Source organism: Agrobacterium burrii, from assembly GCF_017313405.1.
GTDB lineage: Bacteria > Pseudomonadota > Alphaproteobacteria > Rhizobiales > Rhizobiaceae > Agrobacterium > Agrobacterium burrii.
The window spans coordinates 64,393-90,618 of the sequence record NZ_JAFLNA010000004.1 but is presented as its reverse complement, the minus strand read 5'-3'; the positions used below and the strand labels follow the sequence as shown (position 1 = coordinate 90,618).

Genomic DNA, 26,226 nt, shown 5'->3' with positions numbered 1-26,226 from the left:
GAAACAAACGTTTCCTAAATAGACATAAAATCACTCGGCAAGCTTCATGGCGATATCCACCACGGCCACCATGTCCTTGAGGCTGCGCCCCGTCTTTCCCACCACGCGCATGCCAAACATCATGCACAGCATTGCGCGGGCGAGATCATCGGGATCGACCTTCGAATGCACCGAACCATCCTTCTGCCCCTCGGCAACGAGGCGAGCGACAATCCGCTCCCTCACCTTCACGGCCCGTTCGACCACGGCGGCAATGTCGTCATCCAGCGCCGCCAGATCGGCAGCAGCACCGACAACCAGACATCCATCAGAGCCGGCACCGCCATGCGACCGTTCCGCATAGAACATCAACCCTGCCCGCAGGCGTTCGCGACCGGTATCGTAACCGGCCACCGCTGCCTCGAAACGCTCGGTCTGCACGATCCTGTAGCGCTCCATCGTGGCGATGAAGACAGCCTTCTTGTCCTTGAAGGCCTTGTAAAGACTGCCCTGCGCCAGATCCATCGCATCGGTAAGGTCACCCACAGAGGTGGCATGATAACCTCGCCTGGAAAAAACCCGGATCGCACCATCGAGCGCGCGGTCAATATCGAACTCGCGCGGCCTGCCGCGATGGCGCTGTTCCTCGGACTGGTTGTGGCTGATATTGCTCATGACCGGAATATAGGAAACGATCATTTCCAAATCAAGCAAATAATGAAGCTGACAGGAAAAGCCGCGACTGCACTTGAGCGAGCCGAACGGCAGTCGATCGTCTGGAACATCATCCCGCCTCTGCGGCGATGAACTCCGCAGACGGATCGAATGTCGAAAGCAGTGTTTCAGGCAGCCTTGCGGGTGAAAAGGCGCGCGGGTGGTGTGCCGAGCCGCGACAGGCGTTTCGGCAGCAGGCCGAGCACTTCACCCGCGAATGCCTTGGCATTCTCCACCGCCTTGTCGATGTTGCTCACCTTGTTCTTATCGAGACAGAGAAGTGTGCCGCCTAGATCGAAAATATCGCGATAGGCCGCTCTCTCGACAATCGGCGTGCTGAGAACCGAGACATTTTTCTCGGCCAGCAGCATTTTGACGAGCAGTAGCGAACGCGTCGCCACCATGGCGTTCACCCGCGTCAGCACGATGGAATGGGCAATCTCCTTGCCCATCTTGCGGTTCAGGAATTCGATGTGATCAAGGACTTCGGCAGCGCCGCGCGCATCCATGGCGCAGCCCTGAACCGGGATCAGTACATGGTCGGAAATACCGAGCGCCATGGTCAGAAGCGGATTTTTCGCCCCCGGCAGATCGATGATGAAACAGTCGGTGCTGCTTTTATTCTCGCGGATATGGCCCTCGAGCGACGCCATGGTCACATGCGAAATCACCGAAAGATTTTCGATCTCGCCTGATAATTCGTGCCAGCGGGAAATCCACAATTGCGGATCGGCATCCAGAACCGTCACGCGGTGGCCGCTGCGGGCCAGTTCGGTTGCCAGAAGCAGCACGGCCGTGGTTTTTCCGGCACCGCCCTTGGTATTGGCGAAAGTGATGACTGACATGATACCCCCTGTTGGTCAGAGCCGTTTCATGCTCATTCACGCACCGAAGCAATTCATGGTGCTTTCCATAACCTTAACGAACATGGTTAAGAAAAAGCTAAGATCGTTTTGGACCGCAACAAAAAGCCCGCAACAAAAAAACGGCGCGGGCTTTCTCAGTTTTTAAAAGAGAACTCTCAGTGAGTGGGCAAAGGGACTCATATCGCCACTTTTTCACAACAGTTTCTGGCAGGGTCCGACATCATCCGGACGGGGACGCCCCGCCTTCAGATCTTCGTATCGCGGTACATTCGCATCGCGACCACCCATGTATTTTTCAAATGCTTTCCGATCGAGCGTTATTATACGCCCGCTGCTGCTGAAGCTAACCATTCCATTTTTACCGGAATAGGCCACACCCAGCCGGCCGCGGCAAAAATAACGGCTATTCCCTTTCGACAACGTCCAACCCAAAACGCCTGCCTTGTTGCTCGCGAGCGTCGAAGCTTTGTAACCTTGGCCAGAAAGTTCGTGAAAGGACGCGGCATGCGCCGTAGCAGGCAAGCCGAGAAGCACCATTGCAAGCAATAGCGCAGATACTGACGCGTTCTTCTTCACCGCCGATATCCCTTAAAAGCAAGCCTCAAAAAGCGCCTTGGTATTTTCCAGCGTCATCGGCACCGGATTGCCGCCGCAGCTAGGATCCTTGATCGCTTCCGCCGCCAGTTCATCGATACGATCCGGCTTGATGCCCATGGCGGTGAGATTTTCAGGCACGTTGAGCTCCTTGCGAAGTTCCAGCACGTAGTCATAGAAGCCGTCGAAACCACCGGAGATGCCGAGATAGGCGGCTGCGCGGGCAATCTTGTCTTCAATGGCCGGACGGTTGAAACGCAGCACCGCCGGCATGACGACGGCATTGGTCATGCCGTGATGGGTGTTGTAGACCGCGCCGATCGGATGCGAGAGCGAGTGAATGGCCCCGAGACCCTTCTGGAAAGCCACCGCCCCCATCGCTGCCGCTGCCATCATATTGGTGCGCGCTTCAATATCCGTGCCGTCCTTATAGGCGCGCGGCAGGAATTCCTTGACGAGACGCAGGCCCTCCAGCGCTACACCGGCGCTCATCGGATGGAAGAACGGCGACGAATAGGCTTCGAGGCAATGGGCAAAGGCATCCATGCCCGTGCCGGCCGTGATGACCTTCGGCATGCCGACCGTCAGTTCCGGATCGCAGATGACGACGCCGGGCAAGAGCTTCGGGTGGAAGATGATCTTCTTCACATGAGTCTGCGAATTGGTGATGACGCTGGCGCGGCCAACTTCCGAGCCGGTGCCGGCCGTCGTCGGAACAGCGACGATCGGCGCGATCTTCGAAGCATCAGCACGCGTCCACCAGTCGCCAATATCCTCGAAATCCCACACAGGACGTGTCTGCCCCGCCATGAAAGCGATCATTTTGCCCAGATCGAGACCCGAGCCGCCGCCAAAAGCGACGACGCCATCATGGCCGCCATCGCGATAGGCTTTGACGCCCGCCTCCATGTTGATCTCGTTGGGGTTCGGATCGACATCGGCGAAAATCGCCCGGCCAAGCCCCGCCTCCTCCAGCACGTCGAGCGCGTGCGCGGTGATCGCCATATTGGCAAGGCCACGATCCGTGACGAGCAACGGCTTCTTGATGCCGAGCGTCTTGCAGGCTTCTGCCAGCTCCTTGATCCGGCCACGGCCAAGCTTGACGGCGGTGGGATAGCTCCAGTTCGCGACGATATTCATTTCGTGACTTTCTTCAGATGGTAGGATTTCGGACGGGTCAGGTTCTGGAAACCGAGGACGGAGAGCGAACCGCCACGGCCGGTTTCCTTGACGCCGGTCCAGCAAAGGGCCGGATCGAGATAATCGGCGCGGTTCATGAACACGGTGCCGGTCTCGATCTCACGGCCGATCCTTGCGGCCCGGGCCGCATCCTGTGTCCACAGCGAGGCGGTGAGACCATATTTGCTGTCATTCATCAGGGCGATGGCTTCGTCGTCATTCTTGACCTTCATGATGCCGATGGCAGGGCCGAAGGTTTCTTCGGTCATGAATTCCATGGAATGATCGACATTGACGAGAATTTGCGGGGCGACATAAGCGCTCTCACCGTCATCGGCGGGGAACAGCTTGGGATCGACCAGCGCTTTAGCACCCTTGGCAACGGCATCGGCGATCTGTGCCCGCACCACCTTGGCGAAACGCCTGTTGGCCATCGGCCCCAGCGTCGTTTCCTGCTCCAGGGGATTGCCGAGCTTGTAGTTGGAAACCCAGGCCACCGACTTCTCCACGAACTCATCATAGAGGTTTTCAGTGACGTAGATGCGCTCGATACCGCAGCAGCATTGCCCGGAATTATAGGTGCCGCCGTCCATCAGCGTATCGACGGCGGCGTCGAGATCGGCATCCTCCATCACGTAACCGGGGTCCTTGCCGCCAAGCTCAAGCCCGAGGCCGGTGAAGGTGCCGGCAGCGGCCCGCTCGATGGCGCGACCGCCTTCCACCGAACCGGTGAAATTGACGAAGTTGAACAGGCCATCGCCAATCAGCGCCGAGGTCGTAGCGTGGTCGAGGAAGACGTTGATGAAAACATCTTCCGGCACACCGGCCTCAACAAAGGCCCGCACCATGCGCTCGCCGACCAGCAGCGTCTGCGCCGCGTGCTTGATGACAACGGTATTGCCGGCCATCAAAGCGGGAGCCACCGTGTTGATCGCCGTCATGTAGGGATAATTCCACGGCGCGATGACGAAGACCACGCCATGCGCCTCACGCTCGATACGGCGTTCGAAATTGCCGCTTTCCTCGATGACGAGCGGGGCGAGCGCATCGGCGGCAATCGAGGCGACATAATTGGAGCGCTCGTTAAAGCCCTTGAACTCGCCGCCGTAACGCACCGGACGGCCCATCATATGCGCCAGTTCCGGCACGACGTCCGCCACCATTTCGTTGAGGCGCGCCACACCCTTCAGAACCAGTTGAACGCGGTCCTCCAGCGGACGCCGCGCCCAGTCCTTCTGCGCCTTGCGCGATTTCGAAACGGCGGCCCGCGCCGCCTCCAGTGGCATCGCCTCGCGCTCGGCATAAACCGAGCCGTCGATGGGCGAGATATTCTGGATCATGGTCATGATGTTTTCCCGTAATGATTAGGCTCGTTCGAAACCGCGCGCCACTTCCCAGTCGGTCACGCGGCGGTCGTATTCTTCCTGTTCCCACCGTCCGGCATGCACGTAGTGATCGATCACATCGTCGCCAAAGGCCGCACGCAGCATTTTCGATCCGTCGAGGAAAGCAGTCGCGTCGCGCAAGGTCTTGGGTATCTCGCGCACGCCATTGCCGCCATAGGCGTCGCCGACAAAAGCGGGCTCAAGTTCGAGTTTATTTTCGATGCCGTCTATGCCTGCTGCGAGAAGAGCTGCCATTGCAAGATAGGGATTGAGATCCGACCCGCCAACGCGGCATTCGATGCGGATGCCTTTGGTGTCGGCACCACAAAGGCGATATCCCGCCGTGCGGTTATCGAGGCTCCAGATCGCCTTGGTCGGCGCAAACGTGCCGGCCATGAACCGCTTGTAGGAATTGATGTAGGGCGCCAGAAAATAGGTGACGTCGCTGGCATGGGTCAAAAGACCGGCCACATAATGCCGCATCAGCTGCGACATGCCATGCTCGGCATCCTTGTCCAGAAACGCCGGGGTCTTGCCGTCGAGGCTCCACAGCGACTGGTGAATATGCGAGGAACTGCCGGCGGCATTGTAATTCCACTTGGCAAGGAAAGTCACCGCCTTGCCCTTTGACCAGGCAATCTCCTTGGTGGCGTTCTTGATGATGGCGTGCCGGTCGGCCATGGTCAGCGCCTCGGCGTAACGCACGTTGATTTCCGCCTGGCCGGGCGACGCCTCGCCCTTGGAATTCTCCACCGGAATGCCCGCACCCTGCAGGCCCTTGCGCAGCGCCCGCATGACGTCCTCTTCCTTGGTCGTCTGGAAGATGTGGTAGTCCTCGTTATAGCCGCTGGCGAGGTTGAGGTCCTTGTAGCCGCTGACGCGCGCTGCATCGAAAGTCTGGTCGAACAGGAAAAACTCCAGTTCGGTCGCCATAAAGGCTTTCAATCCCATGGCCTCCAGCCGCGCCACCTGCTTTTTCAGAAGCGCGCGCGGCGAATGTGGCACTTCTTCATGGGTGTGATGGTCAAGCACATCACACAGCACCAGCGCCGTGCCTTCCAGCCACGGCACGCGCCGCAGCGTCGAAAGGTCGGGTTTCAGTACATAGTCGCCATAACCCTTTTCCCAACTGGAGGATTTGTAGCCGGGAACGGTTTCCATCTCCATGTCGGTGGCAAGCACGTAGTTACAGCTATGGGTTTCCTCATAGGCGCTTTCGACGAAGAACTCCGCCTGGAATCGCTTGCCCATCAGACGCCCCTGCATGTCGACAAGGCAGGCCAGAACCGTGTCGATGCGCCCCTCGGCGACATCCATCTTAAGCGCGTCGAATGTATAGCTCGTCATTTTGTCCGTTCCCTCTATTGTCCTGGCCGGGCGGCCGGATGCGGCCGCCCGTTTGTTTGAGTATCAGGCCTTTGCAGCCGCCGCTGCCATGGCAGCCTGCTTGTGCTCCAGTGCGAATTCCTCTTCCGGCGACAGGATGAGGCGATGGCGCCCGATAAAGGCGAAATAGGCGATCGCCACGGCAAACCACACCGCTACCCAAAGCACGCCCTTGCTGAAGTTCGGATCCTGGATCTGATAAAGCAGCGTGACGATGGCGATGATGATGGTCAGCACCGCGCCCGGAATGCCGAAGGGCGAGCGGAAAGGCCGCTCGATATGCGGCAGGTTTTTCCGAAGCAGGATGAAGGAAATCGCCTGCAGGATATAGGAGAACATCGCACCAAATACGGCCATGTTCAAAAGCACGCTGCCGATGATGCTGCCGCCCTCTTCCGCACCCAGCGAGAACCAGATGACCAGCATGACCGCAAGACCGACAAGCGCGCCGGCAATGTTGGCGACGAACGGTGTGCGGTATTTCCGATGGGTAATCGACAGCACGGTCGGGAAATAGCCCGCACGCGACAGCGAATAGATCTGCCGGCCCTGCGCATAGAGGATCGTATGGAAGCTGGCGATCAGACCCGTCAGCGCCACGAGACCGAGCAGCACCACACCGCCATCGCCATAGATCGCCTTGAAGCCATCCAGCAGCGGTTCAAGCGACGAGCTGAGATGGAAGGCGCCAACGCCCGGCAGCGACGGGTTGAGCAACACGATCATGAAGGCCGAAACCATCAGCGTGATGACGCCGAGAATGATGCCCTTCGGCATGTCGCGTTTCGGATCGACCGATTCTTCCGCCGCCAGCGGCAACTGTTCGATGGCGAGGAACAGCCAGACCGCGAAAGGCAGCGTGGCGAGAACGCCCGAAAAACCGAAGGGGAAGAACGAACCGCCGCCCTCCGGCAACTCCACCGCCTTGCCGTCAGGACCGACGCCGATATTCAGCGCATAACGTGAGAAATCCATGTTCGGAATGGCGCTGATCCAGAAGAACACCAGAACGCCGAGCGAAATCAGCGTGATGACCAGCGTCACCTTGAAGGAAAGCTCCAGCCCGAAAACGTTGAGAGCAAGGAAAATCACATAGAAACCTATCCACACAAAGGGTGAATAGGCCGGATCGAGCCCTAGAATGGAATTCATATAGGCCGTGATGAAGGTCACGATGACCGCCGGCGTCAGTACATATTCGACATTCTCACAAAGCCCGGTGACAAAGCCACCCCAGGGACCCATCGCCGTGCGGGCGAAGGAATAGGCCGCACCCGTATGCGGCAAGGCCGGGCTCATTTCCGCGATCGAAAATGTCAGCCCGAGATACATGATGGCGATGATGATGCCCGCCACCAGCATGCCGCCCCAGCCGCCGGTGGAGAAACCGAAATTCCATCCGGAAAAATGCCCTGAGATAACCGCACCGACGCCGAGCGCCCAGAGCGACCACACGCCCGCATAACGGGATAGTCCGCGTTTTTCGAAATAGGATGCATCAGCCTTCTTATAGCTGACGCCTGATGATGAACTGTCCATGCCCTTCTCTCCTGAATAAGAAAAAAACAAGCCAGTCAGCCATTATTGGCCGATTGTGCCCCAGTTTTCAGCACTTGCGGAATGTTTCCGCGCTGTGCCGCACGCACTTGCTGTTCCCTTGCCGCTTCATGCCTTTCCGGCTTTCCTTGAATGTCGGCAGTCTCGTTTTGACGGCCGGCCCCGGTGTTTTCACCATCGGCCAGCCCTTTGCTCCCTCACTCATCGATTGATGAGAGCGCCTTCCCCATAACCTCGTGGAGGAAACCGGCAATGGCCGCCTGCTCCCCTTCATTGGTGACAAGATCGTTGCGGATCTCGATCATGACGTTCAAAAGCCCGTCCGGCAGCGCATGTAGCCTTAGCGTATGCGTTACGCCGTCTTCCGGGCCGTAAGGATCGTTGCGGTTGATCGTCAGCACCGACCCTTGCGCACCCGTCAGCATCGCGTCGGCCAATCGACTGTCGGTGTCGTGCAGAATGCCGATCTGCACCGGGCGGAATTTTCCGTGATAGACAGGCGTAAAACTGTGAACCGTCACCACCACCACCTTGCGCCCGGCGGCCTGCCGCTCGGCGATAATCTGGCTCACCCGGTCATGAAATGGCACGTAGAGCGCCGACGTGCGGGCATAACGTTCCGCCTCGCCAAGCTCGAAATTACCGGGAATATCGTAAATCTCGCTCTTCACCGGCATGGCGGAAGGTGATTCGGGCGGGCGGTTGCAATCATAGACGAGCCGCGAGAATCGCTGGTAAACGAGCGTGGCATCCATGGTTTGCGACAGCAACCGGGCAACGGCGAGCGCACCGGGGTCCCAGGCCGCATGGCTTGCCAGCACCTCCGGCGAAAGACCGAGCGTCCCCAGTTTTCGCGGAATGGTGGCGGAGGCGTGTTCGCAGACAAGCAGGACGTCACCACTGGCCCCGGCGTTCTCGACACCGACAGCCTGCCCCTCTGCTTCCGTGAAAAACCGTGAACGCACCGTCATGCAAGCATCCGCTCCGAAACCCGCTATCCCGCCAATGCCGAAAAGAATTCTTCACATTAATGCCAGTGTCAAATGGAATTTTGAAATTTTCTCTTCATTTTTTCCATTGACTCGATAGCTGACTGAGATGTTTATTTGAGCCAGCACACCGGCAAAAAGACCGGAAGGGGAAAAATTTGCGCAGCTCGACCGCAACCGTGTCGGATGTCATTCATGGCCACTACGATGCGCTGACCCGTTCGGAAAAACGGCTGGCGGAGAGCCTGCTTGGCAACTACCCCGTCTCCGGTCTGGGCAGCATCACGACGATTGCCGAAAATGCCGGCGTCTCGACGCCGACCGTGGCGCGCATGGTGCAGAAGCTCGGCTATAAAGGCTACCCGGAATTTCAGGCGCATATCCATCAGGAACTGGAAGCGACGATCTCCGGCCCGGTCGCCAAACATGACCGCTGGGCCACCAATGCGCCAGGCCTGCATATTCTCAACCGCTTCGCCGATGCCATCACCGGCAATCTGCGCGATACGCTGAGCGACCTCGACACCGCCGTCTTCGACAATGCCGCGGCACTGCTTTCCGACCGCAAACGCAGCATCTATTTCGTCGGTGGCCGTATCACCGGTGCCATTGCCGAATATTTCTTCACCCATATGCAGGTGATCCGGCCGAAAACGACGCTGATGTCGTCGAACTCCAGCGCCTGGCCGCAATATATGCTGAATATGAGCGCCGGCGACGTGCTGGTAATCTTCGATATCCGCCGTTACGAACACGATATGACGACGCTCGCCGAGGTCGCGAAAGCAAACGGCGTGCAGATCATTCTCTTCACCGACCAATGGACATCACCTGTGGCGCGCCACGCGCTGCACATTTTCCGCGTCAGGATCGAGGCGCCCTCGGCGTGGGATTCCTCGGTCGTCACGCTGTTTGTGGTCGAAGCGCTGATCGAAGCGGTGCAGAGCGGCACTTGGGATGAAACGAAACAGCGCATGAACGCGCTGGAGGGCCTGTTCGAGCAGACACGTCTGTTCCGCCGACCAGATCGGACTTGAGTTGCGTAGCCGGCATACGACTTGACGCGGATGCCGCTCGCTGATTGGATACCTGTGATCGCCACCAGCACGATAAAACAGGGGAAAACACCAAGCTGGGGAACGTATCCTGCCAAACGGACGACAACGGACAACTCCCGCAATTGCAGGCAAAAAGCCTGATAATGGCGGAAAACGGGCGTAAAGTGACGGAATCCGGATAAATAAATTGCAATCCGGCCGTCACATTAGCTTCATCTAGAATCCGTATCAGCGTCCGCAATATGAGAACACGAAGAGGAGAAAAAAGTGATCTCTCACTGCCGCCGACTGCTCGCTACGACCACCGCACTGGTCATCGCCTCCACCGCCATTGCTGCCGCTGAACCGAGCGCCGAACTGATCGCTGCCGCCAAGAAGGAAGGCATGCTGACCACCGTCGCGCTGCCGCACGACTGGTGTGGTTACGGCGACGTCATCGCCGCCTTCAAGGCGAAGTACCCGGAAATCACCGTCAACGAACTGAACCCCGACGCCGGCTCCGCCGACGAAGTGGAAGCAGTCAAGGCGAACAAGGACAACAAAGGCCCGCAGGCTCCTGACGTCGTCGACGTCGGTCTCGCTTTCGGCCCGCAGATGAAGGCCGAAGGCCTGCTGCAGCCTTACAAAGTCTCCACCTGGAGCGAAATCCCTGATAACGTCAAGGATGCCGACGGTTACTGGTACGGCGACTATTACGGCGTCATGTCGATGTTCGTGAACAAGGACCTCGTCAAGAACACGCCGAAGGACTGGGCCGACCTGCTGAAGCCGGAATATTCCGGTCAGGTCGCTCTTGCCGGCGATCCGCGCGCCTCCAACCAGGCCATCCTCGGCGTTCTCGCCGCTGGTCTTTCCACCGGTGCGAAATCCGGCAAGGAAGCCGGTGAAGCTGGCCTGAAGTACTTCGCCGACCTCAACAAGGCCGGTAACTTCCTGCCTGTTATCGGCAAGGCCGGCACGCTGGCGCAGGGCGCAACCCCGATCATCGTCGCCTGGGACTACAACGCGCTGTCCTGGAAGAAGACGCTGAACGACAACCCGCCGACGGAAGTCGTCGTTCCTGAGAAGGGCGTTCTGGCTGGCGTCTACGTGCAGGGCATCTCCGCTTACGCCCCGCATCCGAACGCCGCCAAGCTCTGGATGGAACACCTCTACTCCGACGACGGTCAGCTCGGCTGGCTGAAGGGTTATTGCCACCCGATCCGCTTCAACGCCATGGTCAAGGCTGGCAAGGTTCCGCAGGAGCTGATCGACAGCCTGCCGCCGGCAGCAGCCTATGAAAAGGCGATCTTCCCGACGCTCGAGGAAGTTGATGCCAACAAGGCCGCGGTTACGGCCGGCTGGGATAGCGTCGTCGGCGCGAATGTGAAGTAAATTGTTGAAAACGCACCCCGGCTGATCAAAGGCCGGGGTGTTTCTCTTATAATAGATACCTTAATAGACAGACCGTTCGAAAACGGCGTTTGGGGACAACGCATGCCATCAACCAACACCGGCGGACCATCCGACGCGGGCAGAAAGTTGCCGTTGCACTGGATAGGCGTCTTACCTTTTGCCGTTTTTGTCATGCTGTTTCTGATCATGCCGACGATGAAGATCGTCATCGGCGCGTTTCAGGATGCCGATGGCAGCCTGACATTGGAAAACATTGCCGGGCTTTTCACCCCGTCCATCCTCTCGGCCTACTGGATTTCGATCAAGATCAGCCTCGCTTCGGCGGCCCTCGGCTGCCTGATCGGCTTTGGCGTCGCCGCCGCCGTCGTGCTCGGTGGCCTGCCGCAGCGCATTCGTGGGCCGCTTCTGACCTTTTCCGGCGTCGCCTCGCAATTTGCGGGCGTGCCACTCGCCTTCGCCTTCATCGCCACGCTCGGCCCGGTTGGCCTGCTTACCGTCTTCCTGAAGACGCAGATAGGCATCGATCTTCGGCTGCTCGGCTTCAACATCCTGTCCTTCTGGGGCCTGACGGTCACCTATCTGTTCTTCCAGATACCGCTGATGATCCTCATCATCACGCCGGCGCTGGACGGCCTGAAGCGCGAATGGCGCGAAGCGGCGGAAATTCTCGGCGCAACCGGCTTTCAATATTGGCGCATGGTGGCATTCCCCATCCTGCTGCCGTCGCTGCTCGGCACCATGTCGCTGCTGTTCGCCAATGCCTTCGGCGCGGTGGCCACCGCAATCGCGCTCACTGGCTCTTCGCTCAACATCGTGCCGATCCTGCTCTTCGCGCAGATCCGCGGCGACGTTCTCGGCAATCCGCACCTTGGTTACGCGCTCGCCTTCGGCATGATCGTCGTGACAGGCATTGCCAATGCGCTTTACATCTGGCTGCGCGCCCGCAGCGAAAGGTGGCTGAAATGAAGAAGTTCTTCGCCTGGGGCGCGCTGGTCTTCGGCCTGCTCTATTTCGCCCTGCCGCTGATCGGCATGACTAACTTTTCGCTGAAAATGCGGCGCGGCGAATATTCCTTCGACGCCTATGGCAAGGTTCTCAGCGATCCGCGTTTTCAGGAAACCTTCAGCTATTCGGTGGTGATGGCGCTGTTCACCATCGTCTTCGGTGTCCTGCTTGTCGTGCCCACCGCCTATTGGGTGCGGCTGAAACTGCCCGGCCTGCGGCCCTATATCGAATTCATCACGCTTTTGCCGCTGGTCATCCCGGCCATCGTCATCGTCTTTGGTTACATCCGGCTTTACAACACCTCCAGCTGGCTGCCGCTGACCGGCACGACCTTCGGCACCAACCTGCTTTTGATGTTCGGCTATGCCACGCTCGCGTTGCCCTATATGTACCGTGCCGTCGATACCGGTCTCAGAACCATCGATGTCTCGACGTTGACGGAAGCAGCGCAAAGCCTTGGGGCCGGCTGGACGACCATCCTGTCGCGCATCATCCTGCCCAATGTTCTGGTCGCCGTGCTGTCAGGTGCGTTTTTGACCTTCGCCATCGTCATCGGTGAATTCACCATGGCAGCCCTTTTGAACCGCCCGGCCTTCGGCCCCTACATGCAGCTGCTCGGCGCCAACCGCGCCTATGAACCGGCAGCGCTTGCCGTGATTTCCTTCGGCATCACCTGGGGTTGCCTGGGTCTGATCCAACTCGTTTCACGCTACCAGAAGGGCGCGCCTCCCAAGGCCTGAGGACAGATTTTCATGAGCTTTTTGACACTTAGCAACATCAAGAAATCCTTCGGTTCCGTGCAGGTCGTGCATGACTTCGACATGGCCATCGAAAAGGGCGAATTCGTCTCCTTTCTGGGACCGTCGGGCTGCGGCAAGACCACCGTGCTGCGCATGATCGCCGGCTTCGAAATCCCGACCGGCGGATCGATCGTCATCAACGGCAAGGACCAGACGACACGCAGGCCCAACCAGCGCAATATCGGCATGGTGTTTCAGGCCTATGCGCTGTTTCCGAACATGAATGTCTACGAGAACGTCGCCTTCGGCCTGAAAGTCGCCGGCAAGCCGAAAGCCGAGATCGACGCCCGCGTGAAGGAAATGCTCCAGCTTATCCATCTGGAACATCTGGCCGACCGTTATCCCTACCAGATGTCGGGTGGCCAGCAGCAGCGCGTGGCGCTTGCCCGCGCTCTGGCGCCAAAACCGGAAGTGCTTCTTCTGGATGAACCGCTCTCGGCGCTCGATGCCAAGATCCGCGTATCGCTGCGCGAGGAAATCCGCCAGATTCAACAGAAACTCGGCATCACCACCATTTTCGTGACCCACGATCAGGAAGAAGCCCTGTCGATCTCCGACCGTATCGTCGTGATGAATTCCGGCCGCGCCGACCAGATCGGCACGCCCTTCGACATCTACAACAAGCCCGCGACCCGTTTCGTCGCCTCCTTCGTCGGCACGCTGAACCTCATCGATGCGACCGTCATTGACTCCTCGACCAACACCATTCGTGTCGGAGAGCAAAACGTGACACTGCACAAACCGGTCGAAACTGCGAACGGTGAAAAAATCACCCTCGCATTGCGCCCGGAAGCTGGCGCGCTCGGCAGCGATGCCAAAGGTGATGTCGCCATTTCCGGCCTCGTCACCTCCAGCCAGTTCCTCGGGTCGGTCATCCGAACCCGTCTTGATCTCGGCGGCTCGACCCTGTCTTTCGACATGTTTAACGATCCCGGCACCGCGCCACCCGCCCTTGGCGAACAGGTAACGCTCAAATTCGCGGCGGGCGATCTGATGGTCATCAAGGACTAAACCGCTTTTCTCCATCGGTGGGAGAAGATAGAGCATTTCCAGTAAAAGTGCGTAGCGGTTTTGCCTCCGGAAAATGCGAAGAAACAAAGATATAGAGCAGGTATTGAACCCGAACCTGCCTGCCAGCGATATGAGGCCATGATGCGCGCGCTTTTTTACGAACGATTCGGCGAGACCCCTGTCGTCGCATCCCTGCCCGATCCGGAACCAACCGATGGTGGCGTGGTCATTGAGGTGAAAGCGACAGGCCTCTGCCGCAGCGACTGGCACGGCTGGATGGGGCATGACACGGATATCCGCCTGCCGCATGTTCCCGGCCACGAATTCGCTGGCGTCATCGCCGCGGTCGGAAAAAGCGTCACCCGCTTTAGGCCAGGCGACCGTGTCACGGTCCCCTTCGTTTCCGGCTGCGGTCATTGCCATGAGTGCCGCTCCGGTAATCAGCAGGTCTGCGAAACGCAGTTCCAGCCGGGCTTCACCCATTGGGGTTCCTTCGCCGAATATGTCGCCATCGATTATGCCGACCAGAATCTCGTGCATCTGCCGGAATCGATGAGCTATGCCACCGCCGCCGGTCTCGGCTGCCGTTTCGCCACCTCCTTCCGCGCCGTGACCGATCAGGGACGTCTGAAGGGTGGCGAATGGCTGGCGGTGCATGGCTGCGGCGGCGTTGGTCTCTCCGCCATCATGATCGGCGCTGGCCTCGGCGCGCAGGTCGTCGCCATCGATATTGCCGAAGACAAGCTCGAACTCGCCCGCCAGCTCGGCGCGACGGTCACCATCAACAGCCGCTCGGTCGCCGATGTTTCGGAAGCGGTACGCGAAGTAACGGGCGGCGGCGCGCATGTGTCAATCGACGCGCTCGGCCATCCGCAGACCTGCTGCAATTCCATCAGCAACCTGCGGCGGCGCGGACGCCATGTGCAGGTGGGTCTCATGTTGGCCGATCACGCCATGCCCGCTATTCCCATGGCCCGGGTCATCGCCCACGAGCTAGAGATTTATGGCAGCCACGGCATGCAGGCGTGGCGTTACGAAGACATGCTGGCCATGATCGAAAGCGGCAAACTTGCACCGGAAAAACTGATCGGCCGCCACATAACCCTCTCCGACGCCATCACGGCCCTGCCCGCCATGGACAGTTTCAGGGAAAGCGGCATCAGCATCATCGACCGTTTCGAATAGTGCAGGCACCCGCAACCACCTTAGATTCGCGAATTGCGTCCGGTTCAGGCACCCCTGCGCCCGAACGCCCGGACAGGAGCGGCTCCCGGGGCAGACGCATGGACCGACGATGCTGCCGGGATACGCGTCGCGTGATCCGTCTGGCTATCGCTCCATTGACGGTTCACCAGCTGTTTCGTGCGGACTTCCAGCGGGTCGGGGGCGTCCTCCTCCTGGTACTGCTTACTTCCCGTGACTGCGGAGGTCGTCGCCAATCGCGAAATCCACCGCACGATCTGCATGCCCTTGTGAACAAGCACAAAGATACCAATAATTGTGACCGCTATGATAATCACGAGGTTCCAGGGAGCATCGCTGCCCCTCGCCGCCCGCTCCATGCGATCTTTTGTCGTCGGATCAAAACCAAGCGTCGCCTTCAGCCTGGCGATGTCAGCATCGCTGAGCCTGCTGTACCGCTCGCCACGATACAGTACATAACCGCTCCTATCCCCGCTGTTGAGATAACCAATGTCGAATGCTTCCCCGTCGCGAAGAAAAGGCCCGTTGTCCGGCAGATCATAAACAAGATCGATGGTCTCGCCGCCGCCAAATCCGGAGACGGCAAAAAACCGAGACCTCCGCGCCTCAGCTTCGCTCACGAATATCGCGGAAAATAGAATCGCGACCGAAAAAAGCGCAATAAGCTTCATTCACCCTCTCCAATAACAACGAGAATGATGACAACTGGCATTACTGAATTAATTTGAAGTTTATACTTACGATAACATCTTAAATTTAAGGTATTTATTGCATATGTCTAATATTTATCGCTTTGTTACTAAGAGTGAACTGTACTAATTTATAATAAAATGAATTTCTAACGATGCGACATGACGTATCTCCGCCAACGCTGTAAACCATTGGTGCGAACAGCGCCCCACGTTAAGCCGCAATCGCACGCAATTGCTTTGAGCATAGCGCCGCGATGATGCGACAGAGCACAACGTCGGTGAACATGACGGATGAGATGCAAGGACCGTGACATGCTGTTTCTCGATAGCGTAACCATGAAAGAAACCCCGGACGGACGGGATGAATATCCTTTCTCGGTTCCGGCGCTGCGCCATCTGGAACGCCTCGAGTTCAAGAGGCCGATCACTTTTTTTGCCGGCAATAATGGTTCGGGTAAATCAACGCTGCTGGAAGGACTGGCGGCCGGAATGACGGCCTACGCCATCGGCAATCATGGCCAGGTTTCGGGTGATCTGTACCTTCAGCATGCCGAGACAGTGGCGAAAGCCTTCTATTTCGCCCGCAAGAAGTATCCGAAGATCCGCATGTTCATGCGTGCGGAAGATGTGCTTGGCTATATACGCCGGTTGAACGAGGAGACGCTGGACGATTTTCGCTGGGAGCGGGAAAAGGCCCTGCAAAAAGGCGAAGATTTTCCGGAAGAAACCCCGGAGACCTTTCGCAGGATCGTCAGGAACAACACCATCGACCGGCGGTCGCATGGCGAAGGCTTTCTCGACATCATGCAGCAGCGGGTCCATGGCGCGGGCCTCTATTTCCTCGACGAACCGGAAAGCCCGCTCTCACCGCAAAAACAGCTGGAGCTTGCAGCCATCGTCCGTCACGCCGCCGATAGCGGCGGGCAGCTGATCATCGCCACCCATTCGCCCGTGCTTTTGGCTATTCCCGAAGCGACAATCTATTATTTCGATGAGGACGGTATCACCGAACGCCTCTATGACGAGCTGGAGAACATCTCATTTCTCAGGCGATTTCTCGATCGTCCATCAAAATTCATGAGCGATTAGGGACCGATAAGGCTTGAAATCCCGCTTCTCTTGCAGCATGCCCATTAGCAACATGTGAATTGGAAAAAGAAGCAGGCTTATGTCTCCCACCAGCACACCGGCAGCGGCCCGGCCCCTGAACAGCCAAGACTACAGAACTCTTGGCCTTTCCGCCCTGGGCGGCGCGCTCGAATTTTACGATTTCATCATTTTCGTGTTTTTCGCCACCGTCATCGGCCACCTGTTCTTTCCGCCGGAAATGCCGGACTGGCTGGTGATGATCCAGACTTTCGGCATCTTTGCCGCCGGTTATCTGGTGCGACCGCTCGGCGGCATCATTCTGGCGCATTATGGCGACCGTTATGGCCGCAAGCGGGTTTTCGCCTTCTCTATCCTCCTGATGGCGCTCTCCACCCTCGGCATGGCGCTCATGCCGACCTATGCCACCATCGGCGTCGCCGCTCCAATCCTCCTCATCATCCTGCGCATGCTGCAGGGTGCGGCCATCGGCGGTGAAGTGCCGGGGGCCTGGACCTTCGTTGCCGAACACGTCCCTTTCCGCCGCGTCGGGCTCGCCTGCGGCTTTCTGACATCCGGCCTTTCCTTCGGCATCATGCTGGGATCGCTGATTGCCTTTGCCATCAACTCGCTCTTTTCGCCGGAAGATGTTGCCGGTTATGCATGGCGTATTCCCTTCCTGCTCGGCGGAATTTTCGGCCTGATCGCCGTCTATCTGCGCCGGTGGCTGGAAGAAACGCCGATCTTCAACGAGATGAAGAAATCGAAATCACTGACGGACAAGCTGCCGCTCGGGCTGGTGCTGAAGCACCATATGCGCGGCGTCATCATTTCCGCCCTGCTCACCTGGGTGCTGTCGGCGGCCATCGTGGTGACCACGCTGATGACGGCCACCTTCCTGCAGAAGCTTTATGGCTACACCCCGACGCAGGCGCTGGCCGGCACCAGCTTCGGCACGCTGTTTCTGATTTTCGGCGTCATCATCGCCGGCGCACTGATCGACCGTGTCGGCTCCGGCATTTTCTTCATGGCCGCCAGCATCTTCTTCGGCGTCGCCACCTTCACCTTCTACAGCTATGCCGGCGCGTCGCTTGAAACCATGTTCATTCTCTACGGTGTCATGGGCCTTTCGGTCGGCATGGCGGGAGCCGTGCCCTATGTGATGGTCCGCGCCTTCCCGGCATCGGTCCGCTTCTCCGGCCTCTCCTTCGCCTATAACGTCTCCTATGCCATCTTCGGTGGGCTGACGCCGATTGGCGTGACCACGGCACTTGCCATCAATCCGATGGCGCATGCCTGGTATCTGGTGTTCATCGCTGTCCTCGCCTTCTGCATCGGCCTTTACCTCTATCTGCGCGGCAGCGAGGTCGAGAGCCATGTCGGCATCGAGGAACTGGCGGCGCTAAGGTCGTAAGCTCAACGACGAGACAAAAAAGCGCGGGCAGGACCCGCGCTTTTTTATTGCTACATTGCTGGCCGAGACCTCACGCCGCGCTGTCGATTTCCTCAGCCCCATTTGTCGGCACGTAGTTGAGCACCGGCCCGAGCCAGCGCTCCACCTCTGTGACCGGCATATCCTTGCGGCGCGCATAGTCGACAACCTGGTCGCGCTCCACCTTGGCGACACCGAAATAATAGCTTTCGGGATGGCCGATATAGAGGCCGGAGACGGAAGAGCCGGGCCACATGGCGTAGCTTTCCGTCAGCTCCACACCCGCCGCATTGGTGGCGTCGAGCAGCGCAAACAGCGTCTTCTTTTCGGTATGGTCAGGCTGCGCCGGATAGCCGGGGGCCGGACGGATACCGGCATAGGCCTCGCCGATCAGATCGTCACCGGCAAGAGCCTCATCCGGCGCATAACCCCAGAATTCCTTGCGCACCCGCTCATGCATGCGCTCGGCAAAGGCCTCGGCAAAACGGTCGGCCAGCGCCTTGACGAGGATGGACGAATAATCGTCATTGGCCCGCTCGAAGCGCTCGGCAATCGCCACTTCCTCGATGCCCGCCGTCACCACGAATCCACCGACATAATCGGCAACGCCGCTATCGACAGGCGCGACGAAATCCGACAGCGCCACATTCGGGCGTCCATCGCGCTTGGAAAGCTGCTGGCGCAGCGTGAAGAAGGTCGCCAGCTCTTCGTTACGGCTTTCATCGTTGAACAGCTTGATATCGTCGCCCACCGCATTGGCAGGCCAGAAGCCGATTACCGCCCGCGGTCGGAACCACTTCTCCTCGATGATCTTCGCAAGCATCGCCTGCGCATCGGCATAAAGCTGCCGCGCCGCCTCGCCCTGCTTTTCGTCTTCGAGAATGGCCGGGAAACGGCCCTTCAATTCCCAAGTCTGGAAGAACGGCGTCCAGTCGATGTAACGGGAAAGCTCTTCAAGATCATAGGTCTCGAACACCCTGGTGCCAAAGAACTGCGGTTTGACGACGCTGTAGCTCGACCAGTCGATCTTGTGCGCGTTGTCACGGGCACGGGAAAGCGGCAGGCGCTGCTTTTCGCGCTCATTGCGGGCATGGGCTTCCGCCACCTTCTGATATTCGGCGCGGATGCCGTCAATATAAGCGGGCTTCTGCTCGGCCGAAAGAAGTGCTGAGACGACACCCACGGCGCGCGAGGCATCAGTGACATAGATCGCCTGCCCCGCCTCGTAACGCGGGTGGATTTTCACTGCCGTATGCACGCGGCTGGTCGTCGCGCCGCCGATCAAGAGCGGAATGTCGAAACCCTGCCGCTCCATTTCAGCCGCCACATGCACCATCTCGTCCAGCGACGGCGTGATGAGACCGGAGAGGCCGATCACATCCACCTTCTCCGCAATCGCCGTTTCAAGGATTTTCGTCGTCGGCACCATGACGCCGAGATCGATGATCTCGTAATTGTTGCAGGCGAGCACGACGCCGACGATGTTCTTGCCGATATCGTGCACGTCACCCTTCACGGTCGCCATCAGCACCTTGCCGGCGGCACTGCGCTCGGAGCCGCCATTCAGGCGCTTTTCCTCTTCCATGTAAGGTAGCAGAACGGCAACCGCCTGCTTCATCACGCGGGCGGATTTCACCACCTGCGGCAGGAACATCTTGCCCGAACCGAACAGGTCGCCGACCACGTTCATGCCCGCCATCAGCGGCCCTTCGATGACATGCAGCGGCCGGGCGGCCTGCTGGCGCGCCTCTTCCGTGTCGGCCTCGATGAACTCGGTAATGCCGTTGACCAGCGCATGTTGCAGCCGCTTTTCGACGGAAAGCTCGCGCCAGGAAAGATCCTGCACCTTCGCCTGCTTTTCACCCGTGCCTCGAAAACGCTCCGCCACCTCGAGCAGCCGCTCGGTCGCATCGTCGCGGCGGTTCAGCACCACGTCTTCGCAGGCCTCGCGCAGTTCCGCATCGATATTGTCGTAAACCGCAAGCTGCCCGGCGTTGACGATGCCCATATCCATGCCGACCTGAATGGCATGGTAGAGGAACACGGCATGCATCGCCTCACGCACCGGCTCATTGCCGCGGAAGGAGAAGGACAGGTTGGAGACGCCGCCGGAAATATGCGTCAGCGGCATAGTCTCGCGAATGGTCTTGGTGGCCTCGATGAAGTCCACGCCGTAGTTGTTATGCTCCTCGATACCCGTCGCCACCGCAAAGACGTTCGGATCGAAGATGATGTCTTCCGGCGACAGGCCCGCCTTTTCGGTCAAGAGCTTGTAGGCACGCGCGCAAATCTCGATCTTGCGCTGATAGGTATCGGCCTGCCCGGTCTCGTCGAAGGCCATGACGACAACCGCCGCACCGTAATTGTGGACGAGCCGCGCCTGCTGGAGAAACTTCTCCTCGCCTTCCTTCAGCGAAATGGAATTGACGATCGATTTTCCCTGAACGCATTTCAGGCCAGCCTCGATGATCTCGAACTTCGAACTGTCGATCATGACAGGCACGCGGGCGATATCCGGTTCGGCGGCGATGAGGTTCAGGAACTCGACCATCGCCTTTTCGGAGTCGATCAGGCCCTCATCCATGTTGATGTCGATGATCTGCGCGCCGTTTTCCACCTGATCGCGCGCGACAGCCAGCGCCGCCGTATAATCACCGGCGGTGATGAGCTTGCGGAAGCGGGCCGAGCCGGTAACGTTGGTGCGTTCGCCGACATTAACGAAGGGAATGTCCTTGGTCAGCACGAAAGGCTCGAGGCCCGACAGCGACATGAACGGCTTGTGCTCGGGAATTTCGCGCGGCTTGTAGCCTTTCACAGCCTGAGCAATCGCCCGGATATGCTCCGGCGTCGAGCCGCAACAACCGCCGACGATGTTGACGAGACCGTCGCGAACGAAGCCCTCAACCTGACGCGCCATCATCTCGGGCGTTTCGTCGTACTGGCCGAATTCATTCGGCAGACCGGCGTTCGGATAGGCGCAGACGAAGGTATCGGCGACATCCGACAATTCCTGCAAATGCGGACGCATCGCATCCGCACCCAGCGCGCAATTGAGGCCGATGGTGAAAGGGTTGGCGTGGCGCACCGAGTTCCAGAACGCCGAAGGCGTCTGGCCGGACAGCGTGCGGCCGGAAAGGTCGGTGATCGTGCCCGAGATCATGACAGGCAGACGGATGCCCTTGGCCTCGAAACGCTCCTCGCAGGCGAAGATCGCCGCCTTGGCGTTCAGCGTATCGAAAATCGTCTCGATGAGGATGATGTCGGCACCGCCGTCGATCAGGCCGTCGATCTGCTCGCCATAGGCAATACGCAGATCATCGAAGCTGACGGCGCGGTAACCGGGATTGTTGACGTCAGGCGAAATCGACGCCGTGCGGTTGGTCGGGCCGATGGCTCCGGCGACGAAACGACGGCGACCATCTTCCCGCTCGGCGCGATCGGCGGCACGGCGAACGATCGCTGCGCCCTCACGGTTGAGATCATAGACCGCATTTTCCATCTCGTAATCGGCCTGCGCGATGCGCGTCGACGAAAACGTGTTGGTTTCGAGAATATCCGCACCCGCCATGGCGTAACGATAATGGATTTCCTCGATAGCATCCGGCTGGGTCAGGATCAGAAGGTCGTTGTTGCCCTGCTGGTGACAGGCGCAGCCGATAAAACGCTCGCCCCGGAAATGGTCTTCGTCAAAACCGAGACCCTGGATCTGCGTACCCATGGCGCCATCGAGAATGAGGATGCGTTCGCTGGCGGCTTCACGCAGCGCCTGCAAGATTTCCGCGCCGTCGCGCTTTGCCCCTTCAGGACCGAACAGGTTGTCAAACACGGGCACACTCCTCATTTCGATTTGCAAGAACGCAAGCCGTCAAGTCACATAAAGATATGTTTATGTCAATATATCTTCAAGGGCCAGACATATATCTTCAAGGGACAGGCATAGCTTGGCGCTGTTGCGGCAGACTACGAAATTTGAACGACAGATGACAGGTTTATACGGCAAGGATATAAGCGCAGCAGCAAATCGCATGGGAGAACGACATGGCCGACGACGATCGCAAAAACTGGAACGCTTTGCCCTGGCACCGCCAGTGGCTGGTCAAGCAGGCAGAGGGGCTTTTCGACTTCTTCCAGTATCGCGCCGTGAATTCCGCCGGCGGCTTTTTCGATCTCGACCCCAAGGGCGCACCGTTACAGAAAGACGACCCCGTGCGCGGCATCCATGCTTCGGCGCGCATGGTGCATTGCTTCTCCATCGGCCATCTGCTCGGCCGACCGGGCTGCGGCGATATCGTCGACCACGGCATGACCTATCTCTGGAACAAACATCGCGACAGCGGGCATGGCGGCTATTTCTGGCAGGTGAACGATGCCGGCCCAGTGGACGCCACCAAGCAGGGTTACGGCCATGCCTTCGTGCTTCTGGCCGCCTCTTCCGCCAAGACCGTCGGGCATCCGCTGGCCGACCGGATGCTGGCCGATATTACCGAAGTGCTGGAAACCCGCTTCTGGGAAGAAAAACACGGTGCGATTGCCGAGGAATTCAACCGCGACTGGTCGCCCATCGATAATTATCGCGGCCAGAATTCCAACATGCACCTGACCGAAGCGCTGATGGCGGCCTATGAGGCGACAGGCGACAGCAATTATCTCAACAAGGCCGAACGCATCGCCGACCTCGTCATTCGCCGCCGCGCCGGCGAACTGGATTTCCGCGTGCCGGAGCATTTCGACGAGAACTGGACGCTGGACAAGGCGTATCGCGGCAACGAAATGTTCCGCCCCTCCGGCTCCACCCCCGGCCATTGGCTGGAATGGGCACGCCTCATCCTGCAATTATGGGTGCTGGGCGAACGCCGCCACGACTGGATGCCGGTGGCTGCAAAATCGCTGTTCGTGCAATCCATGGCGCTTGGCTGGGACCGGGAAAAGGGCGGCTTCTTTTATACGCTCGACTGGAACGACAATCCGGACAAGACAGCCAAACTCTGGTGGCCGATGTGCGAGGCGGCGGGTGCCGCGCACTTCCTCAACGAAAACCTGCCGGCAGACCCTTTCTACGAAGACAGCTACCGCCGCATCTGGAGCACCATCGCCAACAACTTCATCGACCACGACAATGGCGGCTGGCACGAGGAACTGACGGATAATCTGGTTCCGGCGCATACGCTGTTCCCCGGCAAGGGCGATATCTACCACGCGCTACAGGCCTGCCTCATTCCGCTTTTCCCGGCCATGGGAAGCCTGACGAAGGTGATTGCGGAAAGCGGCGGGGATTATTGAGAGTGTTGCGATAGGCGGATGGCGACGGAGGTCGCGAACCACTCTCCGTCATGCTCGGGCTTGTCCCGAGCATCTGCAACCTATCGACTCAACGAGACGTGGATGGATCCTCGGCACAAGGCCGAGGATGACGTCGAGAGCGGTATCAAAAGCCGATGGTTTCCTCGAAGTCATCCCACGACTGATACATCTCATATCTGCCGATACCGGGGATAGGCACATGCCCGTAATAGGGCGAAAGCTGGAATTCGGCCGCCGCCTCACTCTTGCCAGCCACGGCTCCCACATAGATCGCCGAGGCAAGCCCCGTGCGGTTGGCGCCATGTTCGCAATGGATAAGGATCGGCCTTTCCGCATTCTGCAGCACCGCCACCAGCGTTTCAGCATCTTGCGGCGAGAGCTTTTCGCTTGAACTCATCGGAAAATCGACAAGCCGGATGCCATTGCTTTTCGCCGCCTGGCTTTCGGCGTCATACCAGCCTTCGCGCTTTTCATCGCGCAGGTTGATGATGGTCTTGATGCCGTAGGATTTGGCATAGGCTGCGATATCCTTACCGCTCGGCTGGGCCGAACGATAAAGTTCGCCGGGGATGACCTCGTGAAAATTTCCGGTCAGCTGGCCGATGCCCATATGCGCGCCCGCCAGAACCGGCAGGGCAACAAGACCGATGGCCGTGATTTTCAAAAACTTCAAAACAATACGCAAAACATCAACCCGCGACATTCATCGAACGGGTGCGGAGATGGCATCGCAAACCGGCGAAAACAAGTCCGACGCCGGCCGAACGGGCATCGGTGTGGCCGGCGGCCCGATGGCAGCCCTTGCACACCCGTTGCGCCGCAAGGGTTTACCGGTGGCTGCGCAACGGCGCGGGAGTTTTCAAAATGCCGTGATGACGGGAACCGCGCCCAGCCGCTTAGTCGAACTCCGCCGAAACAACGGTAACGCGCCATTCCAGCCGCTGCGGTTCCACGGTTTCATTGTTGCGCAGCCGGAAAGCCCGGCATGCGGCGAAAGTCTCCCCCGCCTCGATGCGCCTTTCGCTGACCTGATAGGGATCAAACGCGACGGAGGCGCGGAAGGCCGGCTCGAACCCTTCAAGCGTATAGGTCAGGCGCTGCACGGCCACATCATTGTCGTTGCGGAAGCTGACGCGAATGGGCAAAGCCGGATCCGCACAGGTCGTATCAAAACTGGCTGTCGCAACAACATGGCCGAGCCGCTGGCTGCCACGCCACCAGTCATAAATGACAAAGGCAGCGGTCGCCCCCCAGATCAACAGCAGGCAGATGACGACGGGTTTGAGATGCCGAGGAAATGCAATGAGGGTGAGGAGAAGAATGGCGCTGAGAACGGCTCCGACTATCACGTCGCCCCTCCCACATAAAAACAAACCCTCATACGATCCTGCCCTCCCTTACTCATTCCCGCCTGCGGCAACCATGATCACCACGCCGTTGCAATGACGATATTAACCGCCCCGCCACACCTTTTCCGGTGCGCCCGAAGCACCGGACACGCCGCAGACAGCACAACTCTATGGTCACGCCCCCCGCTGTCAAGACAACCAAGCGTGACACCGGCCAACCGCGCCGCCGAACCTTTGAGGACACGATCAAGGGAACCAAACACCGCTGAAGACGTTCGCAGCATCAGAACAGCATGACGGGGCGCAAAAAAACGCTCACGATCCGGGCGAGACAGCCAGAGACACAAGGGGAACGATGCCCCTTGGAACTGCCGAGCCCCAACCCATATTAAATTGACCTAATATATGCTAGGAAGGTCATTCAGCTCAGGGAGAATAACGATGAAAACGCTGATCGTAACGTCACTTCTGGCCCTTTCGGCCAGCACCGCAATGGCCGCGGATGCCGTCTACGAAACGCCGGCACCTCCGGTCGCGCAGGAAACCCTGCCGGTCTTCACCTGGTCTGGTCCCTATCTTGGTATTCAAGGCGGCGCGGGCTGGGCGAATGGCGATTTTTCGGCTGGCGGCCCCGTCGCCTCGGATAATTTCGATGGCGGCATTCTCGGCGCCTTTGCCGGTTACAATTACCAGTTCGACAATAATTTCGTCGTCGGCATCGAAGGTGACGTCGATTATAACTGGAATGACAATGACTATGCCGGCGTACAGATCGGCACCGACTGGCAGGGTTCCGTCCGTGGCCGCGTCGGTTATGCCTTCGACCGCGCCCTGCTCTATGGTACGGCCGGCTGGACAGCCACACGCGGTTTCATCGAAACCCCCGGCGCCGGCAAGGACAGCACCACGTTCAACGGCTTCACCGTTGGCGCGGGTCTTGACTACGCCTTCACCGACAATGTGTTCGGCCGGCTGGAATATCGCTACAACGATTATGGCGATAAGGACATTTTCGGCGTCAATACCGATTTCGACCAGCACACCGTCAAGGTGGGTCTCGGTGTAAAATTCTGATCCTGTCCAACTGGATCAAGCATCAAAAGCCCGGCCATCGCCGGGCTTTTTCTTGACTGACACAACAATGCCCGCCTCAACCCGCCGCCAACGTTAGCGACGCGAAAAACATGAACCCCTCAACAACGAAACATTCACAAACCGTTCAGCAGGGCCGTGCCATCATGCGGG

General features: G+C 58.9%; 22 protein-coding genes. 10 read left to right on the top strand and 12 right to left on the bottom strand.

Translation table 11 applies throughout. The features are described from left to right. Positions 1-30: 30 nt before the first annotated feature. The 8 genes from JZX89_RS09310 to JZX89_RS09275 form a co-directional block, all read right to left on the bottom strand. Complete coding sequence (locus JZX89_RS09310; protein ID WP_207133904.1) at positions 31-678, bottom strand: TetR/AcrR family transcriptional regulator; 648 nt, start codon at positions 676-678, stop codon at positions 31-33. Between the two features lie 143 nt (positions 679-821). Next, positions 822-1,538 (bottom strand): AAA family ATPase, encoded by a 717-nt coding sequence (locus tag JZX89_RS09305; RefSeq protein ID WP_153515028.1) that lies wholly within the window; start codon positions 1,536-1,538, stop codon positions 822-824. Positions 1,539-1,751: 213 nt separating this feature from the next. Next, entirely contained in the window at positions 1,752-2,135 is a 384-nt protein-coding gene (locus JZX89_RS09300) for a hypothetical protein (protein WP_369809540.1), read from the bottom strand. A gap of 12 nt (positions 2,136-2,147) precedes the next feature. Then, positions 2,148-3,293 carry an iron-containing alcohol dehydrogenase gene (locus tag JZX89_RS09295; RefSeq protein ID WP_207133903.1) on the bottom strand — a complete coding sequence of 382 codons (1,146 nt, stop codon included), beginning with the start codon at positions 3,291-3,293 and terminating at the stop codon, positions 2,148-2,150. Further along, entirely contained in the window at positions 3,290-4,678 is a 1,389-nt protein-coding gene (locus JZX89_RS09290) for an aldehyde dehydrogenase family protein (protein ID WP_207133902.1), read from the bottom strand. The genes JZX89_RS09295 and JZX89_RS09290 overlap by 4 nt, the downstream gene beginning before the upstream one ends. Before the next feature lie 18 nt (positions 4,679-4,696). Continuing rightward, the gene (locus tag JZX89_RS09285) at positions 4,697-6,064 is read right to left on the bottom strand and encodes a glutamine synthetase family protein (protein ID WP_207133901.1); all 1,368 of its coding nucleotides are present in this window, start codon (positions 6,062-6,064) and stop codon (positions 4,697-4,699) included. A gap of 63 nt (positions 6,065-6,127) precedes the next feature. After that, entirely contained in the window at positions 6,128-7,642 is a 1,515-nt protein-coding gene (locus JZX89_RS09280; protein ID WP_153515024.1) for an amino acid permease, read from the bottom strand. 215 nt (positions 7,643-7,857) lie between these two features. Continuing rightward, positions 7,858-8,631: an N-formylglutamate amidohydrolase gene (locus JZX89_RS09275; protein ID WP_207133900.1), complete on the bottom strand. Its 774-nt coding sequence runs from the start codon at positions 8,629-8,631 to the stop codon at positions 7,858-7,860. A 176-nt stretch (positions 8,632-8,807) separates the two neighbouring features. On the opposite strand from JZX89_RS09275, the gene JZX89_RS09270 reads away from it, so the two are divergent. The 6 genes from JZX89_RS09270 to JZX89_RS09245 all read left to right on the top strand — a co-directional run bounded on the left by JZX89_RS09270 (position 8,808) and on the right by JZX89_RS09245 (position 15,103). Next, a complete protein-coding gene (locus JZX89_RS09270) occupies positions 8,808-9,686 on the top strand; it encodes a MurR/RpiR family transcriptional regulator (protein WP_149900142.1) in 879 nt (292 codons plus the stop codon). 288 nt (positions 9,687-9,974) lie between these two features. After that, complete coding sequence (locus JZX89_RS09265) at positions 9,975-11,081, top strand: ABC transporter substrate-binding protein (protein ID WP_149900141.1); 1,107 nt, start codon at positions 9,975-9,977, stop codon at positions 11,079-11,081. Positions 11,082-11,183: 102 nt separating this feature from the next. Continuing rightward, positions 11,184-12,068: an ABC transporter permease gene (locus tag JZX89_RS09260; RefSeq protein ID WP_149900140.1), complete on the top strand. Its 885-nt coding sequence runs from the start codon at positions 11,184-11,186 to the stop codon at positions 12,066-12,068. Further along, complete coding sequence (locus JZX89_RS09255; protein ID WP_174373441.1) at positions 12,065-12,847, top strand: ABC transporter permease; 783 nt, start codon at positions 12,065-12,067, stop codon at positions 12,845-12,847. Before JZX89_RS09260 ends, JZX89_RS09255 begins: the two co-directional genes overlap by 4 nt. Positions 12,848-12,859: 12 nt before the next feature. Further along, positions 12,860-13,918 carry an ABC transporter ATP-binding protein gene (locus JZX89_RS09250; RefSeq protein WP_207133899.1) on the top strand — a complete coding sequence of 353 codons (1,059 nt, stop codon included), beginning with the start codon at positions 12,860-12,862 and terminating at the stop codon, positions 13,916-13,918. 141 nt (positions 13,919-14,059) lie between these two features. Beyond that, the gene (locus tag JZX89_RS09245) at positions 14,060-15,103 is read left to right on the top strand and encodes a zinc-dependent alcohol dehydrogenase family protein (RefSeq protein ID WP_207133898.1); all 1,044 of its coding nucleotides are present in this window, start codon (positions 14,060-14,062) and stop codon (positions 15,101-15,103) included. A 44-nt stretch (positions 15,104-15,147) separates the two neighbouring features. On the opposite strand, the gene JZX89_RS09240 is transcribed toward JZX89_RS09245, so the two are convergent. After that, positions 15,148-15,792, bottom strand: a complete 645-nt coding sequence (locus tag JZX89_RS09240; protein ID WP_207133897.1) for a hypothetical protein — start codon at positions 15,790-15,792, stop codon at positions 15,148-15,150. Between the two features lie 333 nt (positions 15,793-16,125). On the opposite strand from JZX89_RS09240, the gene JZX89_RS09235 reads away from it, so the two are divergent. After that, complete coding sequence (locus JZX89_RS09235; RefSeq protein WP_207133896.1) at positions 16,126-16,902, top strand: AAA family ATPase; 777 nt, start codon at positions 16,126-16,128, stop codon at positions 16,900-16,902. A gap of 79 nt (positions 16,903-16,981) precedes the next feature. Next, positions 16,982-18,313: an MFS transporter gene (locus tag JZX89_RS09230; protein WP_207133895.1), complete on the top strand. Its 1,332-nt coding sequence runs from the start codon at positions 16,982-16,984 to the stop codon at positions 18,311-18,313. Positions 18,314-18,383: 70 nt separating this feature from the next. On the opposite strand, the gene metH is transcribed toward JZX89_RS09230, so the two are convergent. Further along, positions 18,384-22,157 carry a methionine synthase gene (gene metH / locus JZX89_RS09225; RefSeq protein WP_207133894.1) on the bottom strand — a complete coding sequence of 1,258 codons (3,774 nt, stop codon included), beginning with the start codon at positions 22,155-22,157 and terminating at the stop codon, positions 18,384-18,386. Positions 22,158-22,369: 212 nt separating this feature from the next. Between metH and JZX89_RS09220 the strand changes: the two genes are divergently transcribed. Next, a complete protein-coding gene (locus tag JZX89_RS09220; RefSeq protein WP_207133893.1) occupies positions 22,370-23,611 on the top strand; it encodes an AGE family epimerase/isomerase in 1,242 nt (413 codons plus the stop codon). A gap of 145 nt (positions 23,612-23,756) precedes the next feature. Here the strand turns inward: JZX89_RS09220 and JZX89_RS09215 are convergent, their stop codons facing one another. Both JZX89_RS09215 and JZX89_RS09210 read right to left on the bottom strand, forming a co-directional pair. Next, the gene (locus JZX89_RS09215; RefSeq protein WP_153515016.1) at positions 23,757-24,317 is read right to left on the bottom strand and encodes a dual specificity protein phosphatase family protein; all 561 of its coding nucleotides are present in this window, start codon (positions 24,315-24,317) and stop codon (positions 23,757-23,759) included. Between the two features lie 211 nt (positions 24,318-24,528). Beyond that, entirely contained in the window at positions 24,529-24,981 is a 453-nt protein-coding gene (locus JZX89_RS09210; RefSeq protein ID WP_207133892.1) for a hypothetical protein, read from the bottom strand. A gap of 441 nt (positions 24,982-25,422) precedes the next feature. On the opposite strand from JZX89_RS09210, the gene JZX89_RS09205 reads away from it, so the two are divergent. Next, the gene (locus JZX89_RS09205) at positions 25,423-26,055 is read left to right on the top strand and encodes an outer membrane protein (protein ID WP_052818041.1); all 633 of its coding nucleotides are present in this window, start codon (positions 25,423-25,425) and stop codon (positions 26,053-26,055) included. Positions 26,056-26,226 lie beyond the last annotated feature (171 nt).